Below are 21,604 nucleotides of genomic sequence, written 5' to 3'. Positions count from 1 at the left end.
GCCGACGACATCTTGTCACCCTTGTCTGCATCGAATCCTCCTGTGGAAAACTCCACGGATGCCACCATGTCGGGGTTTATGGCGCTAAGCCCCTCCTGCTGACCGCTACGCATTAGAAAAGGACGGTAAACTTCGATATCGTTGATGTATACTAAATTTTCATCAAAACTGCCCCCACGAACCGAATATTGAGAGCTAAGTTCATTGTTGCTGGTCACTCCTGGGATACTCTTAAGTATGGTCTCAAAGCCACCTCCAACGTTGGGCATAAGCTCCACTATCCTAGGGTTAATCATGGTTGAATTACCGGCATTCTTATCATTCCCGATAACGGACACCTCGCTGAGCGTTGTAACTTTCGGCGTAAGCATAAAAGCAATTGGTTCACTTTTTTTACCATTAAAAGTCCTATTAACTTGCAGTCGCTGATAACCAACCGATTGAATAACCAGCGTTACCCCAACTCCTGTTGGAACACGTAGCTTAAATTCGCCAGCTTCGTTGGCGCTACATCCAGCATTGGTACCCTCGATTGTTATAGTGGCATATGGAATAGCATTACCCAGGGAGTCACTAACCACGCCGCTTAACTCAACCTCATTTTGTGCCACTGCCGAAAAGGATGTAAGAGCGAGCAGGAAAAAGGAATAAAGGAGAAACCTCATTCGTAATAGAATTTCAAAAAAAACACCAATTTATTAAAAATATTGCTCGAAGATACGCATTTACCCCATGTGAGCATATTACCCATTGCCACTACATTTCGAAATTCGTGTAACTTTGCCGACAACACAACTTTAACTGTATCAGAATTCATGGATTTGAAAAAAGTTCTTCTCCTCAGCACCAACAACGCTTGTCGAAGCCAAATGGCGGAAGGTTGGATGAGCTATTATGGCAAGGGTGCCATTGAAGTAAAAAGTGCTGGCATATCTAAAGGTAGCCTGGACTGGGAGGCTGCCAATGCAATGATGGAAGCTGTAATTGATATTACTAAATACACGTCCAAATCAATTGATGAGATTAAGGACTTCACCCCCGATTTTGTAATAATACTTTCAGCAGAAGCGGAACAAGCAAAAGGTATGCTCACAGGTAATCCCCTGATAATCGTTCACCATTTTCCAATAACACCAGCAGAACCCACTGTGAGCGAAGCATTTTACCGTGCGCTGTGCAACGAAATGGAAAACTTCTGTTTCGACTTTGTTAATGAACACATAAAAAAACTGATATAATATGGTAACCCAAGTAACTATTGAACTTCCGCAGCGAAGCAGAGGCTACCACCTCATAACCGACCTTATTGAGAAGGCGTTGCCACCTCTTCCAGAAATTGCCATGGTTAACCTTTTCATTAAACATACATCTGCGGCACTCACCATCAACGAAAACGCTGACCCTTCGGTAAGAAACGATTTACGCACTTTTGTAGACGAGCTTATCCCTGATGGCTACCCTAAATTCACGCACACCATTGAGGGAACAGATGATATGTCTGCTCACATAAAATCTTCCTTCTTTGGCCCAAGCCTTACCATTCCGGTCACAAACCACCAGCTGGCATTGGGTACCTGGCAGGGAATCTACCTTTGTGAGTTTAGAAATCACAGCGTTCGAAGAACAGTTGTGATTACTGTTTATTCCTAATACATTTTTCTTTCTCGCTGAAATACGCCCATTTATTTTTGAGAGTAGGCTGATCCCAACTCGGTTTCCGAGAGGGTCATCTATTATTATGTGTCAAATCGAACGTCTCTTGTTGGCACCATTTCAAGAAGTATTTCCAATTAAAGCAGCAACTCCTGCCAATTAATCCAAAGAAGGTGGCATCGAATATTATAGCAGTAATATTCACTTCAAGAGCGATTTATATATTAACCTATACTCTTTGCGGCAATCTGCCTTACTACCATATGATGGAGACTGTCCAACAAACATCCAATTACAATTTTCCATCAAATCGCAACATTTGGTTTATAATATTAGCTATTATGACAACTATCAGTTGGAGGCTTAAATAAAAATACATAATTTTGCTTTCAATCAATCAATGCACGAACTACTTCTAAAAAATATTATAATAGCTTATGAAAAAGGAGCTTCTGTTAGGTGACGAAGCAATAGCCCAAGGTGCTATTGACGGAGGTCTTTCTGGAATCTATGCCTATCCTGGAACGCCATCCACCGAGATAATGGAATACATTCAGGGATCGAAGCAGGCCGCCGAAAAGAATATCCATCGGCAATGGTCTGCCAACGAGAAAACTGCAATGGAGACCGCCATTGGCATGTCGTATGCTGGCAAACGATCCATGGTTTGCTTTAAGCACGTTGGTCTAAACGTAGCTGCCGACCCATTTATCAACGCCTCCATCACTGGAGTTAATGGTGGTTTAGTAGTGGTTTCAGCCGACGATCCCTCCATGCACTCGTCACAAAATGAGCAGGACTCCCGCTTCTATGCAAAGTTCGCCATGATTCCAATTTTGGAACCATCCAACCAGCAGGAGGCTTACGACATGGCCTACTCAGCCTTTGAACTCTCGGAGCGCTTCAACGTGCCAGTAATGATTCGCATTACCACCCGTATGGCTCACTCCCGTTCGGGCGTTGCCACCAAGGAAAAAGTAGGTGAGAATACGCTTAAACTCCCAGCAAACCCACGTCAGTTTGTGCTGCTTCCCGCCATTGCACGTAAAAACTACAAGTTGCTCCTTGGCAGTCAAGCTAATATGGAAGCGGCATCAGAGGCGTCGTCATTCAACCAGTTTATTGATGCTCCCAACAAGAAGTTAGGCATAATTGCAACAGGCATCTCCTACAACTACCTCATGGAGTGCTATCCAGAGCGTAACTGCCCACATCCTATCCTAAAGATAAGCCAATACCCTCTTCCTCGTAAGAAGGTGGAGCATCTCTATCGGGACTGCGATCAAATCTTGGTTCTAGAGGATGGATATCCTATTATTGAGGAGATGTTGAAGGGCTATATCAGCACCACTAAGCCAATCCATGGTCGACTCGACCAAACCATTCCACGCGACGGCGAGCTTAATCCCAATATTGTTGCCAAAGCGCTGGGTATTAAAATGGAAGAGGGAGCACCCATTCCTGATGAGGTAAAACAACGACCACCGGCCCTTTGCCAAGGGTGTGGCCACCGCGACGTATACGAAGACCTAAATGTGGCCATAGCCGAGTATGGCACAGGGCGAGTTTTTGCAGATATTGGATGCTATACCCTTGGAGCCTTACCCCCTTTTAATGCCATCAACTCGTGTGTGGATATGGGCGCCTCCATCACCATGGCAAAAGGTGCTGCCGATGCCGGACTTGTTCCTGCCGTTGCCGTAATTGGTGACTCCACCTTTACACACTCGGGCATGACCGGTTTGCTTGACGCAGTTATCGAAAATACGCCCATTACCATTATTATTTCGGATAACTCAACAACTGGAATGACTGGTGGGCAGCACTCTGCGGCCACCGGAAGACTTGAGCAGATTTGTTTAGGCCTTGGCGTTGATCCCAATCATCTTCGCGTAATGAATCCACTCAAGAAGAACCACGAGGAAAATGTGGCCATTATGAAAGAGGAGCTGGCTTACCAAGGCGTTTCGGTGCTCATTCCGAGAAGGGAGTGCATTCAAACCTTTGCACGACGCAAGCGGGAAGAAAAAAAGGATAACTAACTCATCACATCAAACGAAAAAACAATGAAGACAGATATCATACTTGCTGGTGTAGGAGGACAAGGAATTCTTTCCATTGCAGCTGTTATTGGACATGCTGCCGTTTCGAAAAACCTCTTTCTGAAGCAATCAGAGGTTCATGGTATGAGCCAACGTGGTGGAGATGTGCAGAGCCACTTACGAATTTCAGATAAGGAGATTGCATCCGACTTGATTCCATTGGGAAGCGCAGACCTAATTCTTTCGGTTGAACCGATGGAAGCGTTGCGTTACCTCCCCTTCCTTTCGAGCAAAGGAACCGTGGTAACCAACCTCACTCCCTTTAATAATATCAACGACTACCCAAGTATAGAGGCGCTGAATAAGAAAATAAAGGAGCTGCCAAGAGCAATTGCCCTCGATGCTGATGCCATTGCCAAGGAGGCTGGTAGCGCAAGAGCATCGAACATTGTGATGTTAGGAGCAGCCTCTCCTTACCTTCAGACTTCATTCGAAAGTCTAGAGGATGGTATTCGCCAACTCTTTGGCAAGAAGGGGCCCGAGATCGTTGAAACCAACCTAAAGGCTTTACGAGCCGGAAAGGCCTTTGCTGAAGCGAACAAGCAATAGCAAATTATAGCATTGTGATCGAAAGAGCCAATCGGATTCTATTCCGATTGGCTCTTTTGCTTCAATTGCAATAAAGGCGTAACTTTTTTTACTATTTTGCAACAAACAATCATCTCTAAAATGGTATAATCACAAAACGTTCTATTTAAAAATATCCAATTCCATTTCCACAATTTGCCCTACGTTGATCTACATGTTTACCATGAGAAAATTCCTAACCCTCCTTATAACTCTTGCCACTATCTCTGCTGCTGCCCAGCAAATACCTCGACCTCTGCCTCGGTATAAACAGGATTTTCTTACCAAATTCGATAACATTTCTACGCATAAAGGGCTAAGCAGCAATCAAACTTTCGATATCATTAAAGACAAGTATGGTTACCTGTGGTTTGCAACCGACAACGGGTTGAATAGGTATGATGGACTACGAATGGTGATTTATAAAAACTCCCCGCTCGATAGCAATAGCCTTTCAAATAACCTTGTTACCAGTCTCTGTGAGGACAAGGATGGCAATCTTTGGATTGGAACGGCCAATGGTCTCAACTATTTCGACAGGAAAAAGGAGAAGTTTTTTCACCACTTTCTCAAACCAACCCAGGATACGAATGCTTCAGAATCAGAGATTAATGCTGTAGCCATTGATGCGGAAGGTGATCTTTGGGTTGAAACAGGTGCCGGCATTCTGCACCATTTTAATTTCGAAACAACCCTTCATGAAACGATTAACCATCCAAAAGACTACGGTTCTTTAAGTAAAAAGCATTTGCTCTATATTGATAAATCAGGTTATATTTGGTTTGGTGGACCATCGATTGGCCCATTTCGCTATGACCCACGAACCCGCAAGCTGCTTCAAATTAAACGCTCACCACTAGACCCCTCTGGAAAAAAATTGGAAGGTGTTAACGATATTTTGGAGGATGCCTTTGGAACCCTTTGGCTGGCCTCCAACGAAGGAACCTACATTTTTGACCCAGTTCAAGAAACCTTCTTTAAGGTATTTTCTAAGCCCACAAGCACTATGGGCCTGGATTCTAAAGGAATGATATGGTTAGGTACTTCAGAAATGGGAATTTACCGTTTCGATCCAAAGCAAAGGATTTATACCATTCTAAACAATAACCCCAATAATCCATCCTCGCTTACCGATAATCATGTCAATAAAATATTTGTAGACAAAATAGGTACAGTATGGGTGGGAACAGCCGAAGGTATAAGCAAATTCAGTCCAAACAAGTATAAGTTTGAACACTACTTTCATCTCCCAGAGATGGAAAACTTCCTTAGCTCGAACAACACAACTGCTTTTGCTCAGGACGAACGTGGTACTATCTGGATTGGCACCGCAGATGCTGGTCTAAATTCCTTCGACATGGAAAAAGGGGTATTTACCAACTACACCACTAATTCTAAAAGCATTAGAATGCCATCCAATGACATAACTGCTCTGTTTTGTGATGGTAAGGGAAATGTTTGGATAGGTTTTAAAGGAATAGCCGGGCTGGGACGACTAAATTTCTTCAAATCTGCTTTTAAAATGTACTATCCTAACAGTAGGCATCTAAGTGCGATAAATGAAATTACTGCTGGTGAGAATGGGAAACTTTGGATTTCCGGATTTGGCGGGGATGGTCTGCTAATATTTGATACCAAAACAGAGAAATTCACTCCCCATCAGTTTATTCCGACCAACCAACCGCTAGGAAAAATCATTACCAGCCTCACCGCTGATGTGAGCCGAAATGAATTATGGATAGGAACCTATGCTTCTGGCATTTACCTTTTTGATAAGCAAACAGAACAGTTCAAATATATTTATCATGCATCAGCCTCCATCGAACAATTACCAACTATTTTAACTTCAACCTACAGCAATAATGTTGTTTGGTTTGGAACTTCTTCGGGACTCATAATGGTTGACGCTAAATCGAAGAAGGTCACTAGCATTCCAATATACAGAAAAAAATTTCCGGTAAGCGTAAATTCAATAACACCCAATGCCTTTAAAAATTCGCTTCTTCTTGGCACTGATGAGGGCCCCTACCTTTTCAACATATCTACAAAAGGAGCAACACCATTCACCCAATCCGATCAGGCCATTAACATTCTCCTTGGTAGGCAATGTACTACCTTCTATGACGAACAAACCAACACTGTATTTATTGCCGCTGAAAACCATATAATTATTTTTAAGCCCAATGACAGCAACTCATGGAGGAGGCTGAGCCTCGACGATAAGTTCATCATCTCCAAGGTTGCAAAGTGCGGATCCAATATCTACATCACCACTAACTTGGGATTGAATATCCTCAACATTAAGTCATTGAAGCTTGAGGAAGTTTATGCAAGGTCGCAATCCGAAAACGAAAAACGTCCCCTGATTATCAAGGACATTTTTACGGCAAACGGGCAAAAGGGATGGTTGCTGTCGAACCACAAAATATTCGAGGCAAATGGAGAAAACTCCTTCGTTGTTTTTAATTCAGATCATGGAGATCGTGTAAATGCTGAAATGCTGTGCGGAGCCTACCTAAATGGAGATTTTTTGCTAGGATCAGAAAATGGTTTAGTGACATTAGATCCAGGAAAGAAGACAGTCAAATACTTTAATACCCCAGACACTGTAAATATTTTCTCAAACAAGCTCACCGCGGCATGCAAAGTAGACAATCAACTTTGGGTTGGGGATGAATATGGCACTATTAGCATTGTAAATATGGACAACCTAAAGGTAAAGCACCTTTTCCTTAGTCCCGATAACCAACCTATCCAAGGTACCTCTCCCATCGCTCAGATTTACGAAGATTCGCAGCAACGAGTTTGGGTAGTGAGCAATAAACTATTCTGCTACAATCGGTGGGGTCAGAAACTCTCCTTACCATTTATTGAAAACCTCCAGAACCAAAAGGTAAAATCTATTATTGAAGATTACGAAGGTCGCCTATGGGTTGCCACAGACAATGGACTCTATGCTGTTAATCCGGAAAATGGGACTAATATATCCTACTTCGAATCGGATGGACTTCAGGGCAATAGTTTTAACCGATGGTCGATCCGGCTGCATGATGGCAGCATGGTGGTGGGTGGCAAAAATGGGTTTAACATCATCAATCCATCGAAAATAACAATCAACCAAAAACCACCACAAGTAGAACTTTCTGGAATTAAGGTTTTCAATCAACTTTTGGGTAACGATTTTACCCAAAACAATTCTATAACTCTCCCACACAACCAGAACTACCTCACAATAAACATGGCCTCCCTCGATTTTACAAATTCCGAGAAAATAAAATATTCTTACCTTCTCGAAGGGCTAAATAACAAATGGATTAATAACGGTAACCAATCAACCGCCATCTTTACCAATCTTGCGCCCGGAACCTATCACCTAAAAGTCAAAGCCTCCAATAGCGATGGTGTTTGGAACACTGCACCAAAGGAACTTACCATCATTATTCAACCACCCTTTTGGAAGTCGTGGTGGTTCTTCTCAATTTCACTTCTTGCCATTAGTTTCGGCACCTACAGCCTGATAAAAATTGTTAGGGAACAGATTAAGTTTAGAGAAAAAACGATAGAACTTGAGCAGCGGCTCCTGCTTAGCCAAATGAATCCACACTTCATTTTTAATTCCCTTACTGCAATACAAAGTTATATTTTTCGTAACGATCCAAAATCGGCAGGAAAATATTTGGCTAGCTTTGCCAAGCTAGTACGTTTGATCCTCGAAAATTCTAGAAATAAGTATACAACCATCGGCAAGGAGATAAAAACCCTTGAGCACTACCTAGAATTGCAAGCTCTACGATTTGATGAAAAATTTGAGTTTGCAATTGAGGCTGATCCTGAAATTGAGCGGGAGAGTATGACTATTCCACCCATGCTTACCCAACCATTTATTGAAAATGCGATAGAACATGGGCTTACCTCGGTCGCAGGGAAAGGTCATATTGTAATTCGCTACCTACTGAACGACGATCTTATTTTGATTGAGGTGGAGGACGATGGCATTGGCATTAACAAAGCAATGGAATTACAAAAAGAGGGACAAAAGAGCCATATCTCCCTCGCCACCAAAATATCGAAAGAACGACTCGAAAATCTAAATAAGTTGGAAAAAGGAAAAATCAGCATGGATATTGTAGACCTTGGTAACATTGATAATTCACTGCATGGCACTAAGGTAACATTTAAAATTCCCTACAAATGGGTTGAAACATCATTTAGAAATCCCTAACTTGAACAAAATTTTAGCATATGTTGAAAACTCTAATTATCGACGACGAGGTGATGGCCAGAGAAGCCATTGGCAACATGGTGACGCTATACTGCCCAAATCTCGAATTGACTGCTACGGCTGACGGCGTAGCCTCCGGTTACGAAGCTATCAAAAAGCACAATCCAGACCTCGTGCTTTTAGATATTAAGTTGACCGATGGAACAGGCTTTGACCTGCTTCAAATGTTTGAGTCTATAAACTTCAAATTTATCTTCATCACCGCGTATGAAGAGTATGCCATACAGGCATTTAAATTTAGCGCGCTCGATTACCTGCTAAAGCCCATAGATCCAAACGACCTAATCGCTTCAGTTGAAAAGCTCAATGAGTCCATCCATAAGGAGGACGAAAACATTAAGCTCAAAGCCTTCATGGCCAACATTCAAGGGGTTACCCCAGAACTTAAGAAAATTGTACTAAAAACCGCTGAAAGCATACATCTGGTTAACGTTAAGGATATTATTAGATGTGAATCCAGCTCTAACTATACGCTCTTCTTCTTCACGGATAATACGAAGCTTCTCGTTTCTAAAACGCTGAAGGAATTTGACGAGATGCTAAGCCCATACGGTTTTTTCAGGGCGCACCAGTCACATCTTATAAACCTCAACTTCCTCGACCGCTACGATAAAGCCGAAGGTGGAACACTTATTCTCAAGGACAAATCCTCCATCCCACTCGCCGTAAGAAAACGTGAGCAGCTGATGAAGATTTTTGAAAACTTGTAATTAGAATAACCCCTACTAATGTATTTCATAGCAGGGGTTTGTTCTTGGTATGGCTATTTGTTGCAAGAATAAAACCACCGAACAAATTTACGGTGTTAACCTTATGTTAATATTCGCTTAGCTTAATAATAACAACCAACATTAGTGCACTGTCTAATTGGAGATTACCTTTGGACAAACTTTATGAAAACCTTTACAAATGGACAATTTCTATTTGATAGCAGTTACTGTTTTGATAATATTGGCAGTAATCGACCTGGTGGTAGGCGTTAGCAACGATGCAGTTAATTTTCTTAATTCGGCCATAGGCTCCCAAGTCGCTCCACGCTATATAATTCTAATTGTAGCATCGCTAGGTGTAATTCTCGGCTCAATCCTTTCGAGTGGTATGATGGAAATTGCACGAAAGGGAATATTCCACCCAACGGAGTTTTACTTTTCGGAAATTATGGTCATTTTTATGGCTGTGATGATCACCGACATCATACTTCTTGATCTGTTTAATACATTTGGACTTCCTACCTCCACCACAGTATCCCTTGTATTTGAACTGTTAGGCTCAGCTGTTGCGGTTGCCTCCGTAAAAATACTTAGCCAAGGAGGTTCACTTTCCTCCTTGAGCCAATATATAAACACCGATAAAGCTCTTGCAATAATCTCGGGTATTCTCATATCGGTAGTCGTCGCGTTCGTTACGGGCACCGTAGTGATGTATATTGCGAGGATTATCTTTTCATTTAACGTAAAGCGCACTTACCCCTATTTTGGTGCAATTTTTGGCGGTTTTGCCATTACCGCTCTTACCTATTTTATTATCATGAAAGGGGTACAGGGAACAACACTTGTACCGCAAAGCATTGTTGATTATCTCAACAATGAAACATCTCTAATTCTACTGATAAGCTTTTTAGGATGGTCAATAATACTTCAGCTTATTACCATATTTTTCCGCTTCAACATATTCAGACTAATTGTCCTTGTGGGCACCTTTGCATTGGCCCTCTCCTTTGCGGGCAACGATTTGGTTAACTTCATTGGAGTATCAATGGCTGGCCTCAAGTCCTATCAAATATTTGCTGCGTCAGGTGTTGCCGCTGACCATTTGGTAATGTCGCAGCTAGCCGGACCAGTCGCAACCAACACCTATTATCTGCTTATTGCAGGCCTAATAATGGTGGCAACCCTTTTCCTATCAAAAAAGTCTAGAACGGTTACCGAAACGGAAGTGAACCTTGCACGACAGGACAGCGGTGTAGAGCGATTTGGTTCTTCGCAATTCTCTCGCTCACTAGTTAGGCAAACAATGGCAGTTACAGCTTCTCTTGCTCGAATTGCTCCAAGGCCCATTGTTCGTTTTATCGAAAGTAGGTTCGATCAAACCAAGACCCATAAGGTTTATCCGCGTAAAAATGCCGCAAATGCCTCCTTCGACCTCGTGCGAGCCTCCGTTAACCTTACCATTGCGAGTATTTTAATATCGACGGCAACCTCCCTGAAACTGCCTCTCTCCACAACCTACGTAACCTTTATGGTAGCCATGGGATCTTCCCTCGCCGACCGAGCATGGGGGCGCGAGAGTGCCGTGTATAGAATAACCGGTGTGGTTACAGTAATTTCAGGCTGGTTTTTTACTGCGCTCATTGCGTTTTCAGTTGCGTCAATGATTGCAATCGCACTCTCTTTTGGTGGAAAATGGGCAATGGTGGGATTAATTGTTTTGGCTGGCTATATTTTGCTAAAAAGCCACAAGTTGCATAAGAAAAAATATGCTGAGCGTCACTCTGCGGAGGTGGATGAGCTAGCCTTTGAAGATTCTAACATTGTTCGCAAATGCATAAAGGATGTGGAGGAAATGTTGAAAAACTCCATTGAAATTTATAATCAAACGCTGGTAGGCTTATCAACCGAAGACAGAAAGTTGCTCAAAAAAATAAATGCAAGGGTTGACGATCTGAATTTTGATGCTAAAAAGTTAAAACTCAACTTAACAACTACGTTACAAAAATTCCGCGCCGATTCCGTTGAGACTGGACACTTCTACGTGCAGGTGATTGACTACCTCCGTGAAATTGCTCATTCACTTACCTTTGTAACTGGGCCAAGCTTTCAGCACATCGACAACAACCATAAAGGCTTTAATAAAGTTCAGCAAAATGAGATCAAGGATATCAACCTAAAAATATCTAAGCTCTTCGAACATATAATTAAAATGGTTTCTGACAATGACTTTACTGATATTCCAATAGTTATCAACATGCAGCAAGATATCCTTGAAACCATAAATATTGCTCGTAAGAACCAAATAAAGCGCATTAAGTCCAATGAGACAGGAACTCGAAATAGCATTCTCTATCTGGGTATTCTCAACGAATCGAAAAACATGCTGTTACAAACCATAAACTTGCTTAAAGCACAGCGAGACTTTATTCTCAACAATTACGACGAATAGCCTAATAATATCCAATAAAAAAGGGTGCCGTCTGCACCCTTTTTTATTCTTATCAATTAGTCAACTTAACATTCACATCACCTACTTAAGCCCCATCTTAGCCTTGATAGTTCCTTGGTATTTCTTATCAATAACCATAATATGGTTAACAAGCCATTCTTTCAGGAACTTCATCATTTCAATTGCTACACCTTCAGCACCAGACTTATGCTTCTGCTGAAACTCCTTGATCTTTTCAATGAATAATTGGTGCTGACGCACATGAGATTCAAGGTCGTCATAATTTGCGCTTTTCAGCAAAAATTCCTCTCTCCTAAAATGAGAGATGGTGTAGTCCGATAACTTTTTAAGTAATGGCTCAGTGATTGACTTGCCTTTCCCTTCTGAAAGAGCACCAATAAGTTCATCGATTATTCTCACCAAATTTTGGTGGTCGCTGTCGATACTTTCTATCCCCAACTCATACTTAGAATTCCAACTTGTGTAAAACATCTCTAAACATAATTAGATAGGTAAATAAATAAACAAGCATGCAAACATAGTATTTGTTGTCGAAAATAAAAAGAGAACTAGTCCACAAATTTATAACCAACTCCCTTAATGGTCTTTATGTAATCATCGCCAATTTTCTCCCGGAGCTTGCGTATATGTACATCGATGGTGCGATCCCCCACAATTATATTATCACCCCAAATAGAAGAAAAAATTTCCTCCCGTGTAAATACCTTATTGGGTTTCGAATGTAGTAACGCGAGAAGTTCAAACTCCTTCTTCGGCAAAACTAAATCTTCTCCCTCCTTAACCACCATGTAGCGTTCCTTGTCGATAACAATGCCGGCAATATTAATTAGTTGACTTTCTCCTCTCGTATCAACAATATTGCTGTCAAGACGCTTTAGCATGGCTTTAATCCTACTCACCAGCACTTTTGGTTTAATTGGCTTTGCAATATAGTCGTCGCCACCGGCTTCAAACCCTGCAATTTGAGAGTAGTCCTCGCCTCTAGCTGTGAGAAAGGCAACAAATATATTCTTCAGCTTAGGGTTATGGCGAATCACCTCGCAAGTTTCGATACCATCCATTTCAGGCATCATCACGTCGAGAAGAATTAGGTGGGGCATCACCTCCTCAGCCAACCGTATAGCCTCCATACCGTTGCTTGCTGTATAGACATCAAACCCCTCCTTCCTTAAGTTATACCCAACAAATTCGAGAATATCATTCTCGTCATCTACCAACAAAATCTTATATACCTGCTCCATATCGCGCTAATATTAAACTTTTTAAAGCTACCCATTATCTTGTTTCAGCGCATTAAGATAAAGCTAATAATCGTCCAAGTCAAGGAAATGTTCTCTTAATGAAACGATAAAGCAGTAGTAATAATATTCCACAGTATAACGCCTTCCTTTGCATTCAATTATCAAAACAACCTAAGCGTCATTCCAAAATGAGAATAAAAATACTGTGCATTGGTATCACTCTACTTCTTACCAGCGTAATAAACTTGATGGGACAAACAGGCAGCATTGAAGGAGTTGTTTCAGATAAAAAAACAGGCGAAACGCTTGTAGGTGCAACCATAGTTATTGCGGGTACAACAACAGGCACCACCACCGACCTTGATGGAAAATTTGTTCTTGGGAATCTAGCACCGGGGCTTTATAACATCAGCGTAAACTTTATTTCCTACCAGCGACAAACCTTTTCAAGTGTTGAGGTGGCATCAGGTAAACCAACCACGCTAAATGTGACCTTGAATGAGGTATCACAGAAAATTGATGAAGTTGTAGTAAGTGGTACCAAAAAGACCCACACGGAGGTTTCGATGATTGCCTCCATTAAAAGCAGCCAGCTGGTAGTGAGCGGCATTTCGAGCCAACAAATAGCAAAGTCTCAGGACAAAGATGCTTCCGAGGTTGTTCGACGAATCCCAGGAATTTCCATACAAAATGGCAAGTTTATCATTATCAGAGGGCTATCGCAGCGTTATAATAATGTTTGGATGAACGGTTCTGCAGTTCCTAGTTCAGAAGCCGATTCTCGTGCATTTTCATTCGATATGATTCCTAGCTCACAAATAGACAACATCACAATTGTTAAGTCACCGGCGCCCGAATATCCTGCCGATTTTTCAGGTGGCTTTGTGCAAATAACCACTAAGGATGTTTCTGACTCCAACGCGGTGGAAATTGGCTATGGACTTGGGCTCAACGATCAAACTCAATATAAAAATTTCAAAATTGCCCCAAAAGGTGGGCTCGATTATCTTGGGGTTGACGATGGAACCAGAGGCCTAAGCGGAATTGTTCCATACCGTTTGAATAACGATTTACCAACAAACTCAGCGCAAATTAATGACGTTTCCCAGCATGGCTTTAACAATAGTTGGACCGTAGAAAGTTTTAAGTCGTTTGCCCGGCCCGATCAGCGCATTTCTTTCATGCTGAATAGGAAATACTCCATAGCCAATAACAAGACACTTGGATTTTCGTTTGCCTCCGGCTACAACCATACCTATAGAGCATACCATAATATGGAAAATGCTCTTATCGGATCGTATGACATTGTCAACGATCGTCCAAACTACTTTTTTAAATACAACGACAACCAGTATACTGTAGAGTCGAAATTGGGAACCATGCTCAACCTTTCCTATATTCCCAATAGCAGAACAAAAATTCTATTTCATAATATCCTTAACCTTGATGGAAAGAACAGGTTAACTGATAGAACCGGATATCAATTCAATAGCGGTTTTTACCAAGAGCAACAGGAATTTTTATATAACAGCAGGCTAACCTATTCCGGGCAGCTGAGTGGAAATCATAAATTGGACGAAAATCAAAAATTAGACTGGGATCTTGGATACTCACTATCAAAGATGAATCAACCCGACAGGCGTGACATTTCTCGCGATAGAAGTATTACCGATACTACTGCCCCACTAGCAATCGATTTTAACGACACCAAGCGCCTATTCCTCAAACTCCAAGAAAATGTTTTTTCGGGAGCAACAAATTACCAATACAAAATTACACAGTGGGCCAATTTTGCTCCAACAATTAAGATTGGCGTATACGGTGAATATAAAGATCGGGACTATAACACTAGGTCATTCTACTACATCCTAAATTCGACAGCCAACCAATCGCTAAACTACCTTTCGAACGGTGAGGTATTTAGCGAACCCAACCTTGGAATTAACGGGGTCTATATTTATGAGGATACCCGCAATACCGATAGCTATAAAGCCAGCAACAGGCTTGCGGCTGGATACGCAGCCATCACTATTCCTCTAAAAAAGTTCAACATATACGGCGGAGTACGATTGGAAAACAATGTAATGGAAATTACCAAGTATGTGTCGCTTGACCCCACCAATTTCAACACAAAAATGACCTCTTATAGCCATTCTGACATTTTTCCATCAATAAATGCAAGCTATAACATTACTGACAAGCAGCTTGTGCGCCTGGCTTATGGTGCCTCTGTAAATAGGCCTGAATTTAGAGAACTATCAACCTCAACATATTACGATTTTGACATTTTCAGCTTTGTGGTAGGTAATGCCAACCTTAAAATTGCATACATCCACAACATTGACCTACGATATGAAATATACCCCAAATCAGGTGAGATGGTGTCGTTCGCCCTATTCTATAAAAACTTTAAGGACCCTATTGAATCTACCTACTACGAAAACTCCGGTGGCTATACCTACTCCTTCACCAACGCAAAATCGGCCAACAACATTGGTGCAGAAATTGACCTAAAAAAAGGACTTGAGGCAATTGGCATAAAGAATCTTTCACTCTCATTCAACGCTGCCTACATATACAGCCGCGTAAAATTCGACCAGAGCAACACCTTAGAGCATGACCGACCAATGCAAGGGCAATCACCTTACCTAATAAACGCCGGATTGTTTTACCAGAACAATAAAAATACACTTAACTGTGGTATACTTTATAATGTTATTGGAGAGCGCATTGTAGGTGTTGGACGTGTTCTTGCCAATAATCCAAACATTTCCGTTCCTGACATTTATGAACTCCCACGCAACTTGGTTGATGTTACCTTCAACATTAAGCTCACCCATTTCATGAGCCTGAGTGGTGCAGTAAAAAACATCCTTAACGATGACGTGGTTCTTCAGCAAACGGCAAAATTCACAGATTCCAATGGAGCCTCACAGGTCAGAAACCAAATCAAGCAGAAATACAATCCTGGGCGAAACTACTCTCTCTCATTGTCATTTAAGTTTTAACTAAATTAAGTTTCCATCATAATCTTGTTTCAAATCTTAACCATAAACTCTATGAAAATGAAAACTTCAACAATGAACATCGTGCTCGCAATAGCGACTGTGGTGACGCTGGCTACTGGATGTAGCAAAAGTAGTGACTCAACTCCATCGGGTCCGGTTATTCCAGGTGATGCAACTACTTGGGTAGGCACCACCATTGGAGATGGTTCCGATGCTTTTGAGATAAAGGGTAAATACGTTATTAAAAAAGGTACATACTCACTTAAGGGTTGGGTATATGTTGTAAGTGGCTCCCAACTTTATATTGAGCCAGGTACCATAATAAAGGGAGACAAGGCTACCAAGGCAACTCTAATTGCTGAACCAGGTGGCCAAATTTTTGCAGAAGGAACTGCTGCTGAGCCTATTGTTATGACTTCTGCTCAGGCACCGGGTAGTCGCAAACCTGGCGATTGGGGCGGTTTAGTGGTGTGTGGTAATGCTGTTAACAACCAGGGCCAAATGACCATTGAAGGTGGTTTGCGTACGGTTTTTGGAGGCACCAACAATGCTGACAATTCTGGCGTTTACAGTTATATCCGTATTGAATTTGCAGGTTATCCCTATGCAACCGATCAAGAAATTAATGGCATGACCTTGGGTTCGGTTGGTAGTGGCACAACTGTTAACCACATTCAGGTATCCTACTCCAACGACGACTCCTATGAGTGGTTTGGTGGTTCAGTAAATTGCAAGTATTTGGTTGCGTACCATGGATGGGACGATGATTTTGATACCGACGATGGTTTCTCAGGAAATATGCAGTTTCTTCTTGGTGTTCGCGATCCTAAGATAGCCGACCTGTCTCTCTCCAACGGTTTTGAATCGGACAACAATGCCAGTGGCAGCGCTGCTACCCCATTTACCTCAGCTGTATTCAGCAACGTTACCCTCATTGGTCCCATTGGACAAGATGCCAATTTTGCCAACACAACCAATTACATCGATGGTGGTGGCATGAATCCAAATAACGGTTCTCGTCTAGGTCAATTCCAAGCTGGCGCACAGATTCGCAGAAATTCACATGAAAACATTTTTAACACTGTAATTGCTGGCTATCCAGTTGGCCTTATCGTTGAGAACGACAAGGGCAGCGCTACCCAGTCTGCTGCCACCAACGGTAATCTGTTTGTTATGAACGATTATTTTGCAGGAATGACCATTATTGGTAGTGATAAGAATAAGACTTGGTTAGATCAGCTTTCCACTGATGCAACAACGCTCGATCCAAACCAACTCTCATTTTCACATACCTTCTTCATGCTGCCAGCAAACGCCAACGATTCTCTTGGCTTTGTTGCAGATATTAAGCTCAATCAGCCAAACAGCACCGTTTCAAATCCAAACTATGGTCCAACGGCTAGCAGCCCACTGATTGGCCATTCAAACCTTTTTAGCAACAGTTTACTCCAAAATAGCTGGTTCGACCAAGTTAACTATGTTGGTGCTTTCAAGAGCGATGCTGATGCCGATAACTGGATGAAGGGATGGACCAATTTTGATCCTCAAAACACTGTTTATTAGAATTGCAGCTCTGGATAAAGTTCGATAATGAATAGTCGAAACCGGCCTTCCATAAATATGGCAGACCGGTTTTGATTTCTTAATCAACGAAAACCCTTTTAATGGCGAAAGTTTGGCCATGAGCAAAACTTAGCTTTGACTGCTAAATTATTTTCGCTATGATTGCAACAAATAGAAACAAGTATGAAGAAATTACTGATTTTGATCGTTGCTATGTTTTTCAGCCTGCCTTCATTTTCTCAAAACATTTCCGAAGGGAAGGATGGTTTATACTACGATAGCCAAGGAGCACTATACACAGGCACCTACCACACCCTTTTTGACAATGGTCAAGTTAAATCAGAAATTCCATTCGAGAATGGGCAGAAAAGCGGCTCCATGATGATCTACTTCCAAAATGGACAAGTCAATGAGATTAGATCATACAAGGATGGAAAAATGGATGGAACTTGGCTCACCTTTACCGAGAAAGGATCGAAAGTGGCTGAGGCCAACTACACCAATGGTCTGAAGAATGGGAAGTGGTTTATTTGGGATGAGAATGGCGTTCTCCGCTACGACATGACCTACAAGAATGGCCAAAAAGTTGGCTTATGGATAATCTACGACGAAAAAGGAAATAAACTTTCTGAGCGTAACTACGATACAGTACAATAGGTGATCTCTCACTTCGAAAGTCTCACTACGCCGAAAAAACTTAACACCTTTTTCGGCGTTTTTTCATGGAACCTTCAAAAAAACAAAATTGTAGGATTGTTGTTAACAAAGCCGGCATGAACTTACAGTATTTCCCTCCATACAGTTCATAAATTCTTTCCCCTTAAGTTAAAATGATGCTATATAATAGGTTAAAGTTTCTAAAAATATGATTTCGATTCTTGTTTAAGAGCAAAACCTTTGCTAGACTTGTGTCCGCAAAAAATAGATAAAAACCTCATAAACTAACTGAAATGACAAAGATGACACCAAAGCAGTTCATGGATCGGGAAGACAAGTATGGAGCCCACAACTACCATCCACTTCCAGTTGTTCTCGAAAAGGGAAAAGGCGTATTCATGTGGGATGTTGAAGGAAAAAGATATTTTGACTTCCTGTCAGCCTATTCCGCTGTAAACCAAGGTCACTGCCATCCAAGAATTATCAATGCAATGAAACAGCAAGCAGAAATGCTTACGCTGACTTCACGAGCATTCTACAACAACGTTCTTGGAGAATTTGAAGAGTTTATAACCAAGTATTTTGGATACGACAAGGTTCTTCCCATGAACTCCGGTGCAGAAGCCGACGAAACAGCTCTTAAGCTTTGCCGCAAATGGGCATACAGTAAAAAGGGTATTAAGGAAGGTATGGCCAAGATTATAGTTTGCGAAGGTAACTTCCATGGTCGTACCATAACCATTGTATCCATGAGCACCGACCCCGATTCCTATGCGGGTTTTGGTCCATTTACTCCTGGGTTTATCAAGATTCCTTACAACGACATCCCAGCGCTCGAAAAAGAACTGCAAGATCCCAATGTTGCGGGTTTCCTTGTTGAGCCAATCCAGGGTGAGGCCGGAGTATTTGTACCTGATGCAGGGTATTTGAAAAAAGCAAAGGAACTCTGCAAAGCTAAAAATGTGCTTTTCATTGCCGACGAAGTTCAAACAGGAATTGCCCGCACTGGCAAAATGTTAGCCTGCGATCACGAAAACGTTCATCCCGACATTCTTATTCTTGGGAAAGCAATTTCTGGTGGCGTTATGCCAGTGTCGGCAGTTCTTGCTGACGACGACATTATGCTTTGCATTAAGCCTGGTGAACATGGCTCCACTTTTGGAGGAAACCCAGTAGCTTGTAAGGTTGCCATTGAGGCTCTTAGCGTAATTAAGGATGAGAATTTGGCCGAGAATGCTGAACGCATGGGCAAAATCTTCCGCGAAGAGATGGAAAAATTTAAGAAAGAGACCAACAGCCACATGGTTGACCTTGTTAGAGGTAAAGGTTTACTTAACGCCATTGTGGTAAGACCAAAAAATGGTAAAACCGCTTGGGACGTTTGCCTTGCCATGCGCGACTTAGGTCTGCTTGCTAAACCTACCCATGATCATATTATTCGCTTTGCCCCACCGTTGGTTATTACCGAACCGGAGTTGCGAGAAGCAATAGCAATCATTCAGAAAGCATTTAAACTTTTTGAATAGTTAACAGAATAAAGAGGAAAGCCACCAATTTGGTGGCTTTTTTTATTTAGTATTAGCTGTTTTTCCTATTTTTATCCACACAATTAAACGGTTAGCAGCCAAACCTATCTAAGCACCATAAATAACTTAACATTGAAGTAACATGACTAAGCACCAACTAATGATCTTAGCAGGCATGGCAACCTTGCTGGGAATAGCGGGTTGTGGACATTCAGACAAGCAAACCTCCTTGGCATTCTCACCAGCCAACATGGATTTGTCCATTAAACCAGGCGTAGATTTTTACGATTATGCCAATGGCAACTGGATTAAAAACACCCCCATCCCTGGCGATAGATCCCGTTGGGGATCTTTCGATCAGCTACAAGAGGAGAACAATGTTTTCGTAAAAGGCATTCTGGAGGAAGCTGCCGCATCCACCAATGCAGCTAAAGGCTCCAATCTACAAAAGGTTGGTGATTTTTACGCTTCAGGAATGGACACTACAGCCATTGAAAATGCTGGCTTTACACCACTAATGGGTGATTTCGAAAACATTGATAAGTTATCCAAACCGGAAGAAATTCAAGGTTATATTTCCTCCCTACAAACAATGGGTCTTCGACCCGCTTTCAACTTTAGCGTTGTTCAGGACGAAAGAAACTCCAACAGCATGATTGCTAACCTTTCACAAGGAGGTTTGGGGTTACCCGATCGTGATTACTACCTAGGCAACGACAGCAGATCAAAGGAAATAAGAGCTGCATATCTTAAATACATTGCTAAATCCTTTGAACTTACAGGTGTTGATTCCTCTAACGCTAAGCAATTTGGCCAAGATGTTTTAAACATAGAAACCCGCCTTGCTCAATCGTCCATGAGCCGTAAAGAGCGCCGCGATCCTATTAAAACGTACAACAAGGAAACTGTTACTGAGATGCAGAAGTTGGCACCCGGAATCAGCTGGAGTGCATACTTTACTGCGCTGGGCGTTAAAAACGTTGAATCCTTTATTGTCGATAACCCTAAATTTTTCACTGAACTAGGCAAAATGATTAAGAATATTCCGGTGGATAGCTGGAAAATTTACCTGAAGTGGAATGTTCTTAATCGTTACTCTCCATACTTAAGCAGTAAGTTCGAAGCCAACAATTTTGATTTCTATGGCAAGCAGCTTTCAGGCCAAGAAGTAAACCGCCCAAGATGGCAGCGCGTTTCCGCAACTGCCGATAGAGCAATAGGCGAAGCAATTGGTGAACTTTATGTAAAGAAGTATTTCCCTGCCGAAGCAAAGGCAAAAATGATTGACCTGGTAAACAACCTAAAAGAATCCTATAAGGAGCGCATTAAGCAGCTGCCTTGGATGAGCGAGCCAACCAAGGAAAAAGCGCTGGAAAAACTGGCAAAAATCAATGTCAAGGTTGGCTACCCCGACAAATGGCAAGACTATTCTGCGCTAAACATAACCAGAGACAGCTATCTACAGAATGTCAAAAATGCTAGCGCATTCCATTTTCAAGATAATCTTTCTGAATTGGGAAAACCGGTAGACAGAACCAAGTGGGAAATGACACCACAAACGGTGAATGCCTACTATAGCCCAACCATGAACGAAATAGTTTTCCCTGCAGCTATTCTCCGTCCACCTTTCTTCGATTTAAAGGCTGACGACGCCCTGAATTACGGTGGTATTGGTTGTGTAATTGGTCACGAAATGACCCATGGTTTCGACGACCAAGGAAGGCTATACGATAAAGATGGTAATCTTTCCGATTGGTGGACACCGGCAGATGCACAGAAGTTCAAAGATCTCACACAGAATTTAGCCGATGATTATAGTGCTTTT

General features: G+C 41.9%; 15 protein-coding genes. 12 read left to right on the top strand and 3 right to left on the bottom strand.

Translation table 11 applies throughout. From position 1 onward, the window contains the following. The coding region (locus tag VMW01_00075; protein HUW04630.1) for a TonB-dependent receptor at nucleotides 1-665 on the bottom strand (665 nt) is incomplete at its 3' end. A 150-nt stretch (nucleotides 666-815) separates the two neighbouring features. Between VMW01_00075 and VMW01_00070 the strand changes: the two genes are divergently transcribed. From VMW01_00070 to VMW01_00040, 7 genes are all read left to right on the top strand, one after another. After that, nucleotides 816-1,238, top strand: a complete 423-nt coding sequence (locus VMW01_00070; protein HUW04629.1) for a hypothetical protein — start codon at nucleotides 816-818, stop codon at nucleotides 1,236-1,238. 1 nt (nucleotide 1,239) lies between these two features. Continuing rightward, nucleotides 1,240-1,650 carry a secondary thiamine-phosphate synthase enzyme YjbQ gene (locus VMW01_00065; GenBank protein HUW04628.1) on the top strand — a complete coding sequence of 137 codons (411 nt, stop codon included), beginning with the start codon at nucleotides 1,240-1,242 and terminating at the stop codon, nucleotides 1,648-1,650. 440 nt (nucleotides 1,651-2,090) lie between these two features. Next, nucleotides 2,091-3,695: a thiamine pyrophosphate-dependent enzyme gene (locus tag VMW01_00060; GenBank protein ID HUW04627.1), complete on the top strand. Its 1,605-nt coding sequence runs from the start codon at nucleotides 2,091-2,093 to the stop codon at nucleotides 3,693-3,695. 24 nt (nucleotides 3,696-3,719) lie between these two features. Continuing rightward, entirely contained in the window at nucleotides 3,720-4,304 is a 585-nt protein-coding gene (locus VMW01_00055; protein ID HUW04626.1) for an indolepyruvate oxidoreductase subunit beta, read from the top strand. Between the two features lie 202 nt (nucleotides 4,305-4,506). Continuing rightward, on the top strand, nucleotides 4,507-8,544 hold the full coding sequence (locus tag VMW01_00050; GenBank protein ID HUW04625.1) for a two-component regulator propeller domain-containing protein: 4,038 nt from the start codon (nucleotides 4,507-4,509) through the stop codon (nucleotides 8,542-8,544). Between the two features lie 20 nt (nucleotides 8,545-8,564). After that, nucleotides 8,565-9,314 (top strand): LytTR family DNA-binding domain-containing protein, encoded by a 750-nt coding sequence (locus VMW01_00045; protein HUW04624.1) that lies wholly within the window; start codon nucleotides 8,565-8,567, stop codon nucleotides 9,312-9,314. A 199-nt stretch (nucleotides 9,315-9,513) separates the two neighbouring features. Next, on the top strand, nucleotides 9,514-11,763 hold the full coding sequence (locus tag VMW01_00040; protein HUW04623.1) for an inorganic phosphate transporter: 2,250 nt from the start codon (nucleotides 9,514-9,516) through the stop codon (nucleotides 11,761-11,763). A gap of 81 nt (nucleotides 11,764-11,844) precedes the next feature. Here VMW01_00040 and VMW01_00035 read toward each other — a convergent pair whose 3' ends face one another. Then, nucleotides 11,845-12,255: a bacteriohemerythrin gene (locus tag VMW01_00035; protein HUW04622.1), complete on the bottom strand. Its 411-nt coding sequence runs from the start codon at nucleotides 12,253-12,255 to the stop codon at nucleotides 11,845-11,847. A 77-nt stretch (nucleotides 12,256-12,332) separates the two neighbouring features. Then, nucleotides 12,333-13,025 carry a response regulator transcription factor gene (locus VMW01_00030; protein HUW04621.1) on the bottom strand — a complete coding sequence of 231 codons (693 nt, stop codon included), beginning with the start codon at nucleotides 13,023-13,025 and terminating at the stop codon, nucleotides 12,333-12,335. A gap of 188 nt (nucleotides 13,026-13,213) precedes the next feature. Here VMW01_00030 and VMW01_00025 point away from each other — a divergent pair, with 188 nt between their 5' ends. The 5 genes from VMW01_00025 to VMW01_00005 all read left to right on the top strand — a co-directional run. Then, nucleotides 13,214-16,033: a TonB-dependent receptor gene (locus VMW01_00025; protein ID HUW04620.1), complete on the top strand. Its 2,820-nt coding sequence runs from the start codon at nucleotides 13,214-13,216 to the stop codon at nucleotides 16,031-16,033. Nucleotides 16,034-16,090: 57 nt separating this feature from the next. Then, complete coding sequence (locus VMW01_00020) at nucleotides 16,091-17,596, top strand: hypothetical protein (protein ID HUW04619.1); 1,506 nt, start codon at nucleotides 16,091-16,093, stop codon at nucleotides 17,594-17,596. A 183-nt stretch (nucleotides 17,597-17,779) separates the two neighbouring features. Next, nucleotides 17,780-18,253, top strand: a complete 474-nt coding sequence (locus VMW01_00015; GenBank protein ID HUW04618.1) for a toxin-antitoxin system YwqK family antitoxin — start codon at nucleotides 17,780-17,782, stop codon at nucleotides 18,251-18,253. 293 nt (nucleotides 18,254-18,546) lie between these two features. After that, the gene (gene rocD / locus VMW01_00010) at nucleotides 18,547-19,779 is read left to right on the top strand and encodes an ornithine--oxo-acid transaminase (protein HUW04617.1); all 1,233 of its coding nucleotides are present in this window, start codon (nucleotides 18,547-18,549) and stop codon (nucleotides 19,777-19,779) included. Nucleotides 19,780-19,921: 142 nt separating this feature from the next. After that, the coding region (locus tag VMW01_00005) for a M13 family metallopeptidase (protein HUW04616.1) at nucleotides 19,922-21,604 on the top strand (1,683 nt) is incomplete at its 3' end.

Origin of the sequence: Williamwhitmania sp. (genome assembly GCA_035529935.1) — a bacterium.
In the GTDB taxonomy this organism is placed as follows: Bacteria; Bacteroidota; Bacteroidia; order Bacteroidales; family Williamwhitmaniaceae; genus Williamwhitmania.
This window is presented reverse-complemented; position numbering and strand designations above follow the sequence as displayed.

Bases quoted from the DNA above. Each gene is read 5' to 3' on its own strand.
- VMW01_00070 (HUW04629.1), top strand. From the start codon at position 816: ATGGATTTGAAAAAAGTTCTTCTCCTCAGCACCAACAACGCTTGTCGA.
- VMW01_00065 (HUW04628.1), top strand. From the start codon at position 1,240: ATGGTAACCCAAGTAACTATTGAACTTCCGCAGCGAAGCAGAGGCTAC.
- VMW01_00060 (HUW04627.1), top strand. From the start codon at position 2,091: ATGAAAAAGGAGCTTCTGTTAGGTGACGAAGCAATAGCCCAAGGTGCT.
- VMW01_00055 (HUW04626.1), top strand. From the start codon at position 3,720: ATGAAGACAGATATCATACTTGCTGGTGTAGGAGGACAAGGAATTCTT.
- VMW01_00050 (HUW04625.1), top strand. From the start codon at position 4,507: ATGAGAAAATTCCTAACCCTCCTTATAACTCTTGCCACTATCTCTGCT.
- VMW01_00045 (HUW04624.1), top strand. From the start codon at position 8,565: ATGTTGAAAACTCTAATTATCGACGACGAGGTGATGGCCAGAGAAGCC.
- VMW01_00040 (HUW04623.1), top strand. From the start codon at position 9,514: ATGGACAATTTCTATTTGATAGCAGTTACTGTTTTGATAATATTGGCA.
- VMW01_00035 (HUW04622.1), bottom strand. From the start codon at position 12,255: ATGTTTTACACAAGTTGGAATTCTAAGTATGAGTTGGGGATAGAAAGT.
- VMW01_00030 (HUW04621.1), bottom strand. From the start codon at position 13,025: ATGGAGCAGGTATATAAGATTTTGTTGGTAGATGACGAGAATGATATT.
- VMW01_00025 (HUW04620.1), top strand. From the start codon at position 13,214: ATGAGAATAAAAATACTGTGCATTGGTATCACTCTACTTCTTACCAGC.
- VMW01_00020 (HUW04619.1), top strand. From the start codon at position 16,091: ATGAAAACTTCAACAATGAACATCGTGCTCGCAATAGCGACTGTGGTG.
- VMW01_00015 (HUW04618.1), top strand. From the start codon at position 17,780: ATGAAGAAATTACTGATTTTGATCGTTGCTATGTTTTTCAGCCTGCCT.
- rocD (HUW04617.1), top strand. From the start codon at position 18,547: ATGACAAAGATGACACCAAAGCAGTTCATGGATCGGGAAGACAAGTAT.